This is a genomic window from Pseudomonadota bacterium (assembly GCA_018823135.1).
Lineage (GTDB): Bacteria > Desulfobacterota > Desulfobulbia > Desulfobulbales > CALZHT01 > JAHJJF01.
The window spans coordinates 36,103-49,592 of record JAHJJF010000016.1 but is presented as its reverse complement, the minus strand read 5'-3'; the positions used below and the strand labels follow the sequence as shown (position 1 = coordinate 49,592).

General features: G+C 46.6%; 13 protein-coding genes, 1 tRNA gene and 1 pseudogene. 8 read left to right on the top strand and 7 right to left on the bottom strand.

Annotated features, from left to right (window positions below; all coding sequences use genetic code 11):
* Positions 1–273 precede the first annotated feature (273 nt).
* The 6 genes and pseudogenes from KKE17_01295 (at position 274) to ettA (ending at position 5,574) form a co-directional block, all read left to right on the top strand.
* A complete protein-coding gene (locus KKE17_01295; protein ID MBU1708616.1) occupies positions 274–894 on the top strand; it encodes a hypothetical protein in 621 nt (206 codons plus the stop codon).
* Positions 895–925: 31 nt separating this feature from the next.
* Positions 926–1,402: a YaiI/YqxD family protein gene (locus KKE17_01290; protein ID MBU1708615.1), complete on the top strand. Its 477-nt coding sequence runs from the start codon at positions 926–928 to the stop codon at positions 1,400–1,402.
* A 90-nt stretch (positions 1,403–1,492) separates the two neighbouring features.
* Complete coding sequence (locus KKE17_01285; GenBank protein MBU1708614.1) at positions 1,493–2,626, top strand: zinc-ribbon domain-containing protein; 1,134 nt, start codon at positions 1,493–1,495, stop codon at positions 2,624–2,626.
* Between the two features lie 195 nt (positions 2,627–2,821).
* Positions 2,822–3,484 carry a hypothetical protein gene (locus tag KKE17_01280; protein MBU1708613.1) on the top strand — a complete coding sequence of 221 codons (663 nt, stop codon included), beginning with the start codon at positions 2,822–2,824 and terminating at the stop codon, positions 3,482–3,484.
* 42 nt (positions 3,485–3,526) lie between these two features.
* Positions 3,527–3,798 (top strand): annotated as a pseudogene (locus KKE17_01275) (hypothetical protein).
* Between the two features lie 93 nt (positions 3,799–3,891).
* Positions 3,892–5,574: an energy-dependent translational throttle protein EttA gene (gene ettA / locus KKE17_01270; protein MBU1708612.1), complete on the top strand. Its 1,683-nt coding sequence runs from the start codon at positions 3,892–3,894 to the stop codon at positions 5,572–5,574.
* A gap of 192 nt (positions 5,575–5,766) precedes the next feature.
* On the opposite strand, the gene KKE17_01265 is transcribed toward ettA, so the two are convergent.
* Positions 5,767–6,789 (bottom strand): 4Fe-4S binding protein, encoded by a 1,023-nt coding sequence (locus tag KKE17_01265; protein ID MBU1708611.1) that lies wholly within the window; start codon positions 6,787–6,789, stop codon positions 5,767–5,769.
* Between the two features lie 113 nt (positions 6,790–6,902).
* A complete protein-coding gene (locus KKE17_01260; protein MBU1708610.1) occupies positions 6,903–7,910 on the bottom strand; it encodes an integron integrase in 1,008 nt (335 codons plus the stop codon).
* 351 nt (positions 7,911–8,261) lie between these two features.
* Here KKE17_01260 and KKE17_01255 point away from each other — a divergent pair, with 351 nt between their 5' ends.
* Positions 8,262–8,579, top strand: a complete 318-nt coding sequence (locus tag KKE17_01255; GenBank protein MBU1708609.1) for a hypothetical protein — start codon at positions 8,262–8,264, stop codon at positions 8,577–8,579.
* A 245-nt stretch (positions 8,580–8,824) separates the two neighbouring features.
* Here KKE17_01255 and KKE17_01250 read toward each other — a convergent pair whose 3' ends face one another.
* The 4 genes from KKE17_01250 to hpt form a co-directional block, all read right to left on the bottom strand.
* Positions 8,825–9,274, bottom strand: a complete 450-nt coding sequence (locus KKE17_01250) for a rhodanese-like domain-containing protein (GenBank protein MBU1708608.1) — start codon at positions 9,272–9,274, stop codon at positions 8,825–8,827.
* Positions 9,275–9,313: 39 nt separating this feature from the next.
* Positions 9,314–9,390 (bottom strand) — tRNA-Arg (locus tag KKE17_01245).
* Positions 9,391–9,544: 154 nt separating this feature from the next.
* Positions 9,545–10,936, bottom strand: coding sequence for an adenosylmethionine--8-amino-7-oxononanoate transaminase (gene bioA, locus KKE17_01240; GenBank protein ID MBU1708607.1), 1,392 nt, complete (start codon positions 10,934–10,936; stop codon positions 9,545–9,547).
* A gap of 25 nt (positions 10,937–10,961) precedes the next feature.
* Positions 10,962–11,495 carry a hypoxanthine phosphoribosyltransferase gene (gene hpt, locus KKE17_01235; protein ID MBU1708606.1) on the bottom strand — a complete coding sequence of 178 codons (534 nt, stop codon included), beginning with the start codon at positions 11,493–11,495 and terminating at the stop codon, positions 10,962–10,964.
* A 216-nt stretch (positions 11,496–11,711) separates the two neighbouring features.
* On the opposite strand from hpt, the gene KKE17_01230 reads away from it, so the two are divergent.
* Positions 11,712–11,873, top strand: coding sequence for a rubredoxin (locus KKE17_01230; protein ID MBU1708605.1), 162 nt, complete (start codon positions 11,712–11,714; stop codon positions 11,871–11,873).
* 70 nt (positions 11,874–11,943) lie between these two features.
* On the opposite strand, the gene KKE17_01225 is transcribed toward KKE17_01230, so the two are convergent.
* Positions 11,944–13,473, bottom strand: a complete 1,530-nt coding sequence (locus KKE17_01225; GenBank protein MBU1708604.1) for an HDOD domain-containing protein — start codon at positions 13,471–13,473, stop codon at positions 11,944–11,946.
* Positions 13,474–13,490: the final 17 nt, after the last annotated feature.

The window sequence follows — 13,490 nt, the reverse complement described above, 5'->3', positions numbered from 1 at the left end:
CAGTCAGAACCGCCACCCTTTTGTTGAGGATTCGCAAAGGTCTGCTGATATTCGGATCCTCTGCCGCAGCTCGCATCTCACCCGATTCGAGCTGCCCGAAATGTGAATCAGCAATGACGATCGTCACACATGGGATGCATCTGTCCTGATTGTGGCAATAAAATTAACTGAAATAGTCCAAACTTAATCTGAAACAGTGCTCTTGGACGTTCGAGGGTAACATTGCCCCAGAACATTTTTACTAAATCCCTCCAATTAAAAGGTGGAATTTCCTTGAAATCATGTCACCAGAAATCATTATCCATTTGCTTCCTGCTCCTGTTTCCAACTTTCTTCCTTGCCGCTATTCCGGCAAATGCCGCGGAACAAGCAGTAACGATCTCCGTGCCCGCTGAAATCCTCAAGGAGGTCATCAGCGGTGCTTTACCCATGCCCCTTGAGACCAATGGAAGCTATTTAAAGGGCGATATCGTCATCGATTCTCTGAGCGCCCTGCAGATTACAGAAGACTCAATCTTCATCACGGGAGTTGTCCGGGGAGAGAATCTTACAATGAATACCAGAATCGCCGACCGGGAGATCAGCATGCGCCTGAAAAGCATGCGTTTACCGGTCTCTTGCAAAGTTCTCCCCCGTTTTGATAAAACCCAAAAAACTCTCTACGTTACCCTGTACTTTTCCAAAAGCGAAAAAGAGAATAACATGGACATTGCCGATGCCCTTCTCGCCATGCTTTCAACCCTTAGCGGCCAGGAATATCCTATTGACCTTGATTCCCTGCAGTCAAAGACGGTACGAGTCGGGAACCGCGATATCCCTCTCAAACTCGAGCCACTAGATATACAGTTAAAAAAGGGCTTGCTGGTGGTTAAACTGCGGCCCAGGGTAAACTGAGCATATCACTAGAAACGGGAGGATTGTCCGATTGTTGCATATCTTTGTAGATGCTGATGCGTGCCCGGTCAAACAGGAGGTGTACCGCGTCGCAGGCAGATATCACCTAGAAGTCACATTGGTGGCCAACTCATGGATGCGAATTCCTAAGGAACCAGGGCTTGTGCTCCAAGTTGTAAAGGCCGGATTCGATGCCGCCGATGATTGGATTGTCGAACACCTGCAACCGCATGATATCGTGATTACCGCCGATATTCCCCTTGCCAGCCGCTGCCTCAAGGAAGGGGCACGCGTACTTGGTCCATCCGGAAAACCTTTTACGGAAGACAACATCGGTGATACTGTTGCGACTCGTGACCTGTTGTCAGAGCTTCGTGGCGCAGGAGAGATTACCGGCGGTCCGCCACCGCTGACAAAACGTGACCGCTCACGTTTTCTTCAGCAGCTCGACGAGGTGATCCAATCAATCCGTCGCACCCAACCTATCAATCCCACCAGAGATGAGTAAATCCAAGGGCTTTTACTTATTGACTCCCGGAAACATTCCTATTATGAATTCATGCTGTGCGGTTACTTCAATATACTGTCGGGAGGGGAAATGCTGATCTATTGTGATGCCTGCGGCAAAAATGTGGCCACGGTTGCGGATGAAAAGGTCCCCGTTGGCAAAAAAGTATCGCTGAAGTGCCCGAAGTGTGGCAAGAAAATTCTTCTCACCCGAGAGAAAGAAGCCGGTGCCACTGCAACAGAAAAACAGCCTCGGACTTTGTCTTCAGATGCTTCGAGGTTCTGGGATCCCGCCATCGGGCTTTTTGACTCCGGAGACATTCCGGCGGATAAGGATCTTGCTGGCAGGGGTAAAATCCGGCTTGGCTTGTTTCTCCTGGTTTTGGGGGCCGGAATCGCCTCTCTTACCGCGATTCTGGTGTTTCTCCTGATCACTCCCCGAAAGCTTTCCGATATCTTCTTAGACGGATTCACTGTAGTTGCGGCCGGGAAATGTCTTGTTCTGGCCGGACCGCTCTTTTTCTTCCTCCTTGCGGCTTATTTCAGAAAAAAAGTTCTCGCTTCACGCCTTGATGCCATGATTGCCGCAATCGCTCACGACCATGGCTGGGTGTATCTTGCCGGAGGACAGAATGAGTCCGGGCGTATGGATAAGTTCAAAAACCTGCTGCCCAGGATTTTCGGCCGGGGAAGAAGTCCGGTTCTCAATAATGAATGTTGGGGAAAATATGACGGCGCCGGCCCTGCAATCGATTTCTGGTCCGGGCTGGTTCTGCCTTCCTCCAAATCAGGGCCGGGATCAAAAACGCTCTTTGCTTTCGTGCATGACAGAAAAATCACCAAACCCTTTGAGCTTCACCCCGAACGCAGGACTCCTGATCCGGAACGGGATGAAGAAGAGACCATCGGATCCAGGCAATTCAATTTTTCATATTATTTCAAGCTGGATGGCAGCCAGCAGAATCTCTTTGGCAGCGAAATCGAGAACCTGCTCACTCCCGGCCTGCAGGAGGCCCTTATCGCGTTCAGGAGAAGCCTTGAGAATGCCTCAGTCTATTTTCAAGATCGCCTGCTTGTCCTCGGGATTGAAGGCGACTACTTGAGAAGCATTCCTCCGCGGCAGGTCAGGATGTTCGGAAACACCGGCAAAGGTCGGGAGCTGATTGAAGCCCGGTTTCTCGCAGTCCTTGATGCAGCGTGCATGATAGTTGAAAAACTCGGGTGATTGCTTCTGAAGTCCTTTTCTAAAATATCCTCGGGCAACAACTTAACAATTAACTTTTGAAGAAGGCCTAAATCCACAGCAGTGGTGATCAGCAGTGAATTAATCCGATCTCATTAACAAAACTTTATGCTGCCACGTGCCTATTTTTTCCGAGTTGGCTCTACCACCGATACCTAGAACAAAAAGGAGTAAAGCGTGCAAAAAAACGTCACACAATCAACCATTCGATTCTTTTTATTCATTCTGCTTCTTCTGCTATTCAGCGGCTGCTCCGAAAAACCGGCCGGCTCACCCGACACCGCAACTCTGGTTGGCAACGTCTATGATAATACTTATTTCAAATTCAAGATCGAGCTCCCGGAAAACTGGTACACCGTGGACCAGGAAACCATGAAAGCAATTGCTAAAACAGGACAGGACATTATTGCCGGCGACGACAAAAATATGGAAGCAAGCCTCCAGGCCGCAGAAAAAAATGTATATAATCTATTCCAGACTTTTATGGTGGCACCCGGCACCCCGGTTGATTTTTTTAACCCTTCCATAACCGGAGTTGCCGAAAAAGTCAGTCATCTGCCGGGCATCAAAACCGGAAAAGAATATTTACAGAACGTAAAAATGCTCCTGAATTCAGGTCAGATAAACATTGATATCGACGAGGAGATACAACAGATTGACCTGGACGGCAGGGAATTCTATCGTCTGAATGCGGTTCTTTTGTTGGGGGGAAAAACAATACAGCAAAAATATTATACAGCAATAATTAACCGCCATGCCTTGGGTTTTGTCATCAGTTATGCTGGCACGGACCAATACGAACCCTTAGAAAGAGCCATTGAGGCCATAACCTTTTATTAACTTTCTGCATTCACCGCTGTTTTCCCTTGCGAATTAAGACCCATGAATATTCTCGCCCTTGATCACCTGGTCTTCTCCGTAAAAAATATCCAGGCACCCTGTGATTTTTATGCAACGGTCCTGGGGATGGATTCCCCGCTCCGGGCTCTTCAGACCTTTGTTTTTTAAGCGGGCTGGATATTCGAGAAATTATCCACGAGCTTGTGGCGAATGTTGTTGAAATTATCGAAGGCCCGGTGGAACGCACCGGGGCTGCCGGAAATATCTTCTTGCCTTTAATCCCCGCTTTATGTTTAAAATTTTTCGTTTTCTAGCTTGAAAAGCATGCTATATTCACTTGCTTAACTTTTGGACTATCCGAACAATATACCTAAACTTAAAATATACTTTTATTAAGGAGTTTTTCTATGAGCGATGAGCCCAACAAAATCATCTATTCCATGATCCGGGTCAGTAAATTTTACGACAAAACCCCTATATTAAAGGATATCAGCCTATCCTATTTTTATGGCGCAAAAATTGGCGTTCTGGGTCTGAACGGCTCGGGAAAATCGTCCTTGCTTCGCATTCTGGCCGGAACTGACACGAGCTTTAACGGCAAGACCACTATTTCCCCGGGGCTGACCGTGGGATTATTAGAGCAGGAACCAATTCTTGAAGAAGGCAAAACCGTTCGCCAGATCGTTGAGCAGGGAATGGCGGAAACCGTGGCATTGATGAATGAATTCAATGCGATCAACGAAAAATTTGCCGAACCCATGTCCGATGATGAGATGAATTCCCTTATCGAACGCCAGGGGGCGGTACAGGAAAAACTCGATGTCCTCAATGCCTGGGATATGGACTCAAGGCTTGAAATGGCAATGGATGCCTTGCGCTGTCCCCCGGGAGATACGCCGGTTTCTATTCTTTCCGGCGGCGAAAAAAGGCGGGTTGCCCTTTGCCGCCTGCTGTTGAAAAATCCTGACATTCTTCTGCTGGATGAACCCACAAACCATCTTGACGCCGAGTCCGTTGCCTGGCTCGAGCAGCACCTGCAACGGTATGAAGGAACGGTCATTGCCGTAACACATGACCGTTATTTTCTCGATAATGTCGCCGGCTGGATTCTTGAACTTGACCGGGGCCACGGCATCCCCTGGAAGGGCAATTATTCTTCCTGGCTTGAACAGAAAGAGAAACGACTGCAGAGTGAAGAAAAGACCCAGGACCAGCGTCGTAAGACTTTACAGCGCGAGCTCGAATGGATCAGAATGTCTCCCAAGGGCCGACATACAAAATCCAAAGCGCGTATCAGCGCCTATGAATCATTATTAACCGAAGAAACAGCTTCTAAAACCCGTGACTTTGAAATCTATATCCCGCCGGGTCCGCGTCTTGGAAAGCTTGTTATCGATGCTGAAAAAATTGCCAAGTCCTTTGATGACAGATTACTTTTCGAAAACATGACTTTCTCCCTTCCCCCGGGTGGGATTGTCGGAATCATCGGCCCGAATGGCGCCGGCAAGACAACGCTTTTTAGAATGATTACCGGACAGGACAAACCGGACAGCGGTTCAATCAGGCTTGGGGATACAGTAAAACTTGCCTATGTGGATCAGAGCCGTGATGACCTTGATTCCGAGAAAAGCATCTGGGAGGTCATTTCAGAAGGCCAGGACGTTATCACTCTCGGCAATCGTGAGGTGAACTCCAGGGCCTATGTTTCCCGTTTTAATTTTTCCGGAACCGAACAACAGAAAAAGGTAGGCCTTCTCTCCGGCGGCCAGCGAAACCGGGTTCATCTGGCCCGAACACTTAAACAGGGCGCAAATGTCATTCTTCTTGATGAACCGACAAACGACTTGGATATCAATACCCTTCGAGCCTTGGAAGAAGCCCTGGAAAACTTTGGCGGCTGTGCCGTGGTAATCAGCCATGACCGCTGGTTTCTGGACCGCATCGCCACCCATATTCTTGCATTTGAAGGCGACAGCCAGGTTGTCTGGTTTGAAGGTAATTTTTCGGATTATGAAAAGGATAAAAAAGAGAGGCTGGGAGATGCCGCGCTGCAACCGCATCGGATTAAATACCGGCACCTCACCCGATAATTATTTGGTCTCTCTTTTCCAGCAATTTATGGATATTAACGTCGCACTTTGAGCCGTGTGCTCCTGAGGGATAGCCCATGAACTATCCAGGCCACCGTAATACAAACAGAAAACCTTAGGGTTCTTGGTCTGGATAGTTCCTTGCTAATAAGAAATCTCGATGAGATGAAGCGGAGCGGTAATCACATAGAGCTATGGATGAGCAAGCCCGCTTATCTCGATTGAATAGAGTCTTCTGGCCACATCCAGGGGCATGTCATTGTTCCAGTTGCCGGTGCTTTGCGCCACCAGATAGAACAGAAAAAAAACACCCAATACCAGGACCGGAAGAATAAATACAGATATTTTTCTCTTCGTGGAGATCGACAAAGAAAGGCAGTCTTCTGCCGGGCAGACCGCCACACATTCCATACAGCCGATGCACTCGGGACTGAGCACTTTTTCTTTACCGGATACGCGAATCGAGCCCGGGCAAACCTTATTACACCTATCACATTCAATACAGTTTGCAGCCTGTCTTTTTACCTGAAAAGGACTTGCCATGGCAAGTATTCCCAGAAGACCGCCATATGGACATAAATACCGGCACCAAAAATTTCTGGTGAAAAACGAAACTACCACCAAAACACCCATTACCCAGAGACTCAAGATTGACGGATCGAGAAAAAACATGAGCATCTTGGCATCAGCAACCATGTTGTAGGTTGTTCGCGAAAACTGTTCGATTGCATAAAGGGGCATTTTCCAAATAATTATGTAGAGGAAAAACACGAGCAGGAGGTATTTCACCGAAAGCAAAGGATAATCAAGCCATGCCGGCAGCCGGATCAGAATGTTTAATTTCCTTGCGGTCCACTCTGCCAGGTTCGAGGTGAATCCTACCGGACAAATCCATCCGCAAAACCCTTTTCTCAGAAACAGTCCGATAGCAAGCGCTGCAATAAAAATCGTCAAGCCGGCCGGGTGAATCTGGTCGTACTGACCAGTGAGAACCAGTTTTTTTAAACTCATCAAGGCACTTATTGGCAGAAACCCTTCTACAGAGGGCGGCCGGGGCACATACTTTTCCGCGTTACCGCTCGCCCAGAGATAAAACCTGTAGAACCGCCAACCGTCAAACAGCACAAAGAAAAAAAATCCAGCCTGAACAAGCCGTCGTAATCCGCTGAAATTTGTATTGGCAAACAGCCTGAAGCGGGTGTTTTCTTCTTTCATATAGCGCTTGATGAAAAATTTCAGAGGCCTTGAACTCCGTCAAGAACCCTGGCTATTTTTTCGAAAATTATCAAATATCTTCTCGGGAATGATCCTTTGCCTTTATTTTCAAATCAGAAATCAAGGGGACTCTGCGGCGACCCCACTCCCTGCTCTTTAAGGATATGGGCATATACCAATGTCGTTGATAAATCCTTGTGTCCGAGTAATTCCTTGATTGTCCGTAAATCCGTCCCCTCCATCAGCAGGTGGATAGCAAAGCTGTGCCGAAAGGTCTGAGGCGAAACCATTTTTTGTACTCCCGCTTTTTGGGAAGCCTTGCGGATTGCCTTTTGGAGGGAAGACTCGTGTACGTGCAGTCGCTGATTGTTTCCAGTCGACGGATCAACACTTATTTTTTCAGCAGGAAAGACAAACTTCCAATCCCAATCCTTCTCCTTTTCAGGATTTTGCTTGAATATAGCTTCAGGTATCGGAACAGTCCCGCTCTTATTTTCCAAATCTTTGGTGTGCTTTACCCTTATTTTTTCAAGATGTTCCATAAGCTGTTGACTCATCGGTTCCGGTAAAAAAGTTGACCGGAGGACTTCGCCGTTTTCATCTCGGACATGAATTTTTTTCTGCGCAAAATCAAGATCTCTTACCCGGAGAGTTACACATTCCATAAGCCTGAGTCCACCGCCGTAGAGGAGTTTGGCCATGAGCTGGTTTTTGCCGCTCATACATACAATTATGTGTTTAATTGCTTTTTTATTGAGCACCAATGGCAATTTTCTTTTTTTCAAGGCTTCAGCGGCATGTATTTCCTTGGAGTCAAAATCCTGTTTGAGTACCTGTCTGTGGAGAAAAGCCAGCGCATTAAGCGCCTGCTTTTGTGTGGACGGAGAAACATTTTCTTCTTTTGCCAAGGAAGAAAGAAATTGCTCAACCTCTTTGGTTCCCATCTCCAGGGGGTGCCGCTTATTATGAAATAGAATATATTTTTGTATCCAGCCGACATAGACATCTACAGTTCTCTTGCTATAATGCTTGAATTGCATAACCTCTCGAACATATTCAAGAAGTTTTTTCTTGGTTTTTCCATGGCCCATTACTTTTTTTTGCGATTCATTTTCTTGCATACAGACCTCGTTCAACATAAACCAGATATATTCCAATAAGCCGAGCACGTCCTTACGGTCTTTATTCCTTAATACAAAACATAACAGAAATTATTTTTTCAAACATGTTTAATATTCCAGGATAAAACCTTGCACATGCAAAGGGAAACATTGATAAACTCAAATCTTATGGTTCGGCTGTTTGGCTTAGTAAATTTAGTTCAAATCTCAACCGGCAGATTCTGACAGTATTAATTATCATAAACATTAGATTCATAATTTTCTAAAACCCGTGTATACTTTATTAAGTACTGAAAAGATGGTTCAATACCGGTAGTCAACCCGAAAAACAATTACAGGATGAAACGGTTTATGAGCAAAAAAAAACTTAATTGCTGGGAATTTAAAAAATGCGGCCGCGAACCGGGCGGTGAAAATGTAATAACTCTTGGAGTCTGTCCTGCTTCCACGGAAAAAAGCATGGACGGTATTCACCGGGGCGATAACGCCGGCCGGTCCTGCTGGATTATTGCCGGAACTTATTGCGGAGGTAAAGTCCAAGGAAACTTTGCCGCCAAACTAGAAAACTGCACAAAATGTGATTTTTTTCAAATTGTTATCACCGAGGAAAAAACCGAAGTGCAAGATGCCATCGATCTCCTGGAAGTTTTGAAAATCGTTACCCGCTGAAAAAATTTCTTACCCAATTCTCAAAATAAATTCCTGGCACTCTCTGTGGATAGCAATTGTCTGTTCTGAAATATTCACTGCCGTTCTTACCTCTTTTGTCTGCATTAGCTGGTTCGGAGATATTGATTTACGCTATATTCTCAGGGGAATTATTGATTCCTTTGTCGTCGCCCTTGTATTAAGTTTTTTATGAGAGTGCTGTTAGACTAAAACGAGAGGGTGATAGCTGGTTTGCAGCTAAAAGATTAATACATGACAGGATAGCCAGCCTTTTTCCAGGCGGCAATCCCGCCTTTTATATAAAAAATTTCCGGAAACCCATCTTTTGCAAGATATCGAGAGGCGGCATCACTACGCCCTCCAAGGGTGCAGATAACAAGAATCGGGGTTTTCTTTGGCAAATCATAATTTTTCCTGGCAATATCCGGAAGAGACAAGAGAAGCGATCCGGGAATAACACCATGCGAGAGTTCCTTCAAGTTTCGCACATCAATTACAACCAAATCCGCTCGCGTGTCAATAAGTTCCTTTGCTTCCGCCGGGGAAAGCTCCTTAATAATACTGGCTGATCCCGCCAGCATTTCCGGCGTCACCACGACTCCCGCCAGGACCGGCGAAGAAAAACAAATGACGAGCAGGAAAAAGAGTAAAGCAGGTCGTCTGCTGTTTTTTTGAGTAACCGTCGCTTGAGACATTTACAAACCCCTGTCCTCGAAGTAACTCCATAAAACATTTGGTGCGCCCGGAGGGATTCGAACCCCCGGCCTGCGGATTCGAAGTCCGACGCTCTATCCAGCTGAGCTACGGGCGCAGCAAAAAGAATTCCGTTTTTTTATTATAATTCATATCCCGTCATAAACCAACCCATACCTTAAACAAACATCCAGGTTGCAAATTATTATTGAAGCTCCCCACGCAGGAAAGAATCGACTCCGAGCAGCGAGGAATGCCCTCACTCTGTAAATTCATTTCCTTTTCTCTGTCGGTATACCACGTCCCGGCTTTTTCCAGAAACCCGAAATATTTTCAGGATTGGATAAAACCTGCCAGGTGCGCTCTGTGATCTCGTCAATTTCGGAAATTGTTGTTGATAGAGGCAGCCAGAGGTAGATAATGTTGCCAAGCGGCCGCAAAAGTAGCCCTTTTTCAAGGCCCTTCAAATAAATCTTCCATCCTACCCTGTCAACCGGATCAAATGGCTTTTTTGTTTGTTTATCTTTAACAAGCTCGATTGCGGCAATCATCCCCAGGTGGCGAAAATCGCCGACCCACGGCAGATCGAGAAATCGCTGCATCCTTTGTTTTAAATGCGGCACGGTCCGTTGCATTGTTGAAAATGGTTTTTCCCTGGAAAAAACTTTAAGCGATCCCAGTGCCGCTGAAGCGGATAACGGGTTTCCGGTAAAGGTGTGCCCGTGAAAAAAAGTTTTATTCTCCGAGTAGTCGGCGTAAAACCCCTGATACACCTCTTCGGTTACAAGGGTCGCAGCCATAGGCAGGGCGCCTGCGGTCAGGCCTTTGGACAAACAGAGAAAATCCGGAACAACTCCCTGATGATCCATGGCAAACATCCGGCCAGTCCTGCCGAAACCGGTGGCCACTTCATCAAAAATAATATGCGCGCCGAATTTTCGGACAATTTCAACCGCCCGGGCAAGATAACGCCCAGGATATACTATCATGCCGCCCGCTGCCTGAATAAGCGGTTCAAGGATAAAGGCGGCAATTGTTTCTCCTTCATTTTCCAGGAGTTCCTGAAGCGGAACCAGGCATTCGAGATCGCAGGAATCCTTTTCATTTCCCATGGGACAGCGATAACAGTAAGGGGAAGGTATTCTGTGGGATTCGAACATCATCGAGCCAAACGCCTCATGAAACTCCGGCACTCCGCCAAGACTCATGGTGCCGATTGTATCGCCGTGGTACCCCCGCTCTATAGCAACGATTTTATGACGCTTCGGCTGTCCGGACTGGCGCCAGTATTGAATTGACATTTTTACCGCAACTTCACATGCCGTTGAGCCGTTATCCGAAAAAAACACCTTGGTGAGCGGTTCCGGAGTGCATTGTACAAGTTGCTCTGCCAGCAGGATTGCCGGTTCATGGGATGTGCCGGCAAGGAGGACCTGTTCCAGTCTGTCAAGTTGCGACAGGATAGCAGCCTTAATATCAGGATGATTATGGCCATGGAGAATACACCACCAGGACGAAATGGTATCAAAATACTCCCTACCCTTTTCATCATACAGCATGAGGCCTTGCGCCCGGTCAATTATCAGCAGGTCTCGATGAGCATAGTCTTTCATCTGGGTATACGGATGCCAGAGATATTTTCTGTCTTTTTCCTGGAGGTTCATCGTCTTTTCCAGTCTCACGAAACCGTTACTCAATTGTATTAATCCGAAGATGATAAATATCCGGATAATTCCTGTATTTCTCAGCGCAGTCCAGGCCATACCCCACCAGAAAGCCCTGCGACACCTCAAACCCGATATAATCAATTGAAACTTCTGTTTCCCTTCTTTCCTTTTTGTCGATCAGAGCGCAGATTTTTATGGACTTGGGGGAAAATGCGGCAAGGTATTGCCTCAACCTTTTAATCGTAAGACCGGTGTCAACAATGTCTTCAACCAGAAGAACGTCTTTGCCGCTGACTGCAAGTTCAACGCCTTTGCTGAATTTCAGCTCTCCCGATGAAACGGTCTGCGTTCCATAGCTGGATACTCTTACAAAATCTATCTCAAGGGGCAAGTTTATCTCTCGAACCAAATCCGCCGCAAATATAAAAGCACCATTTAGGATTCCGATAACCAGGAGCTCTTTCTTCGCGTAATCTCTGGTGATTTCACGCCCGAGCGCCCTGGTTCTTTTCCGAATATCTTTTGCAGCTACAACCAGTGTTTTTTCGATTTCCATTTTTGTTCGTTGCAACCTTTTGATCTTTAATAACAGCCCCCAGACTTGTGCCGGAATGACGGTTTGTTATTAACAAAATACTTGACCTACATATACTGCTCCATGATAATTATAAAAAATCATCGCGGAAAAATTAATTTCATCTCATTGTAAATGTGATTAAGACTGAAGCAAACCTTAAAACCCCTACAGGAATTATTAAAACGGAGAATTACAATGAAGAGCTATGAATGTGAAGTGTGCGGATATGTTTATGATCCTTCGGCAGGCGACCCGGAAAACGGCGTTGATCCCGGCACTGATTTCAAAGACCTGCCCGCTTCCTGGACCTGTCCTGTCTGCGGGGCGGGCAAGGACCAGTTCACTCCAGTTGAATGATTCAGGAATCTGTTTTCCTGCCGGTAAACCCTCAGGCTCGAAAAAAACATGCCAAACAGGCAGGAGCCGATTAAATCAGGACATCTCCGGTTATGCTGTCCCAGGCTTTGTTTACTTCTTCAGCAAAGGAACTGATAAATTCATTTAAGTTTACTTCCATGAACACCTTGTGTTGTTCCTGGATCAACACCCAGGCAAAAGAGCGAATCAGGTCTTCGCTTGCATCCTTTTGGTTCCCTACACAGACTTTCCGGCTGGTTGCCATTACATCGGCTATATGTACCAGGGCCACTGAAAGAAAATTATCCTTGGTGTTTTCCGGAAAATGATGAAATCGCATGACGTCCGCATATGCTCCAGGCAACCCCATTTTCTGAGCAATCCAGCAACCGGCAAGCCCGTGATCAATACCGATATATTCTTTCTCCGACTCATTCAGATCATGAAAGATGTGATCAGGATTCAAAAGCTGCGGATAAAATCTGGGCTCCATCCGGTCAAGGGCAAACATCCCGAAATCATGCAATAAGCCAGCCAGATAAATATCTCCTGAAATGTTGAGCCGGATTGCGTCCTTGAGCATGGCGGCAATCCTGCCCACGGCAACGGAATGCTCCCACAGGGCCGCGGTCAATCTTCCGTCCCCTGAAAAAACCGTTATCTCCCTGCTCTTTTCAATGGTTTCAGAAATCACCGTCTGAATATGCTTGATACCAACGGCAATCATCGCATGAGGCACTGATGCTACAGTAACCGCCCGCCTGAAAAAAGAAGAATTTGCGGTCTGGAGAACCACACTGCTTAAAACAGGGTCCAAAAGAATCAGCTCCGAAAATCTCCGGGTATCCTCAACCTCCCCAACCAGGAAAGACGAAAGTCTTTCCGCTACGGAAGGATTGACGTGCAGGTAGTATTCCGGCTCTATTTTGCGCCTGATGCTTGCCGGAGATACCCGAGGCTTCCGCACCGGCATCGGCGGCAAAGAGCCAAGCCTTCCACCTTCTGCAACGTTTTTTCCAGGACCTTCCGCTTTCGGCTTGACGAACAGCTCATCCCGTCGGTCATCAAGGGCCTTAACTTTTTCTTTTGCCCTTTCTCTATCCGGACTTGATACTTTAACAGGCTCCCCAGCCTGGGTTACCATCCTCTCGTTGGCCATGATAAGGCGGCTTACGAGGATTTCGCAGAACCGTTTATAGAATTTAAGCTGCAGAAAGACGTTGGAGGTATTTATGATGTCGGGTTCAACCATCAGAATAAAGGAATTCTTGGTAGTCTCAACTCCGGCGGTTCGTTTGATTTCGGTAACCAGAGACATTTCGCCGAAACAATCCCCGGTTTTCAGGGTTGTCAATTCAAGCTTGCCGGCTCCGCCATCAATGGTCTTAAAAACTGAAACTTCGCCCTGCACAAGGATATAGAAGCCTCGGCCCATTGAGTTTTCTTCAATGAGCAGCGTATCCTTAGAGACAATCATCCACTTGCTGACATTCAAGAACTGCTTGAGTTCATGATCATCAAAATCATCAAAGAAGGCTATTTTTTTGAGAAAGTTAACCTGTTGATCAAGGTCAAGATTCCTGGCGTCCTTTGTTCCCATAATTCCTTCTTTCTGGA

What these genes read in the sequence shown, in the direction of transcription:
- KKE17_01265 (MBU1708611.1), bottom strand. Translation starts at nt 6,789, where the DNA reads ATGAAAGAAGAAAACACCCGCTTCAGGCTGTTTGCCAATACAAATTTC.
- KKE17_01230 (MBU1708605.1), top strand. Translation starts at nt 11,712, where the DNA reads ATGAAGAGCTATGAATGTGAAGTGTGCGGATATGTTTATGATCCTTCG.
- ettA (MBU1708612.1), top strand. Translation starts at nt 3,892, where the DNA reads ATGAGCGATGAGCCCAACAAAATCATCTATTCCATGATCCGGGTCAGT.
- KKE17_01285 (MBU1708614.1), top strand. Translation starts at nt 1,493, where the DNA reads ATGCTGATCTATTGTGATGCCTGCGGCAAAAATGTGGCCACGGTTGCG.
- hpt (MBU1708606.1), bottom strand. Translation starts at nt 11,495, where the DNA reads ATGGAAATCGAAAAAACACTGGTTGTAGCTGCAAAAGATATTCGGAAA.
- bioA (MBU1708607.1), bottom strand. Translation starts at nt 10,936, where the DNA reads ATGAACCTCCAGGAAAAAGACAGAAAATATCTCTGGCATCCGTATACC.
- KKE17_01260 (MBU1708610.1), bottom strand. Translation starts at nt 7,910, where the DNA reads ATGCAAGAAAATGAATCGCAAAAAAAAGTAATGGGCCATGGAAAAACC.
- KKE17_01225 (MBU1708604.1), bottom strand. Translation starts at nt 13,473, where the DNA reads ATGGGAACAAAGGACGCCAGGAATCTTGACCTTGATCAACAGGTTAAC.
- KKE17_01255 (MBU1708609.1), top strand. Translation starts at nt 8,262, where the DNA reads ATGAGCAAAAAAAAACTTAATTGCTGGGAATTTAAAAAATGCGGCCGC.
- KKE17_01250 (MBU1708608.1), bottom strand. Translation starts at nt 9,274, where the DNA reads ATGTCTCAAGCGACGGTTACTCAAAAAAACAGCAGACGACCTGCTTTA.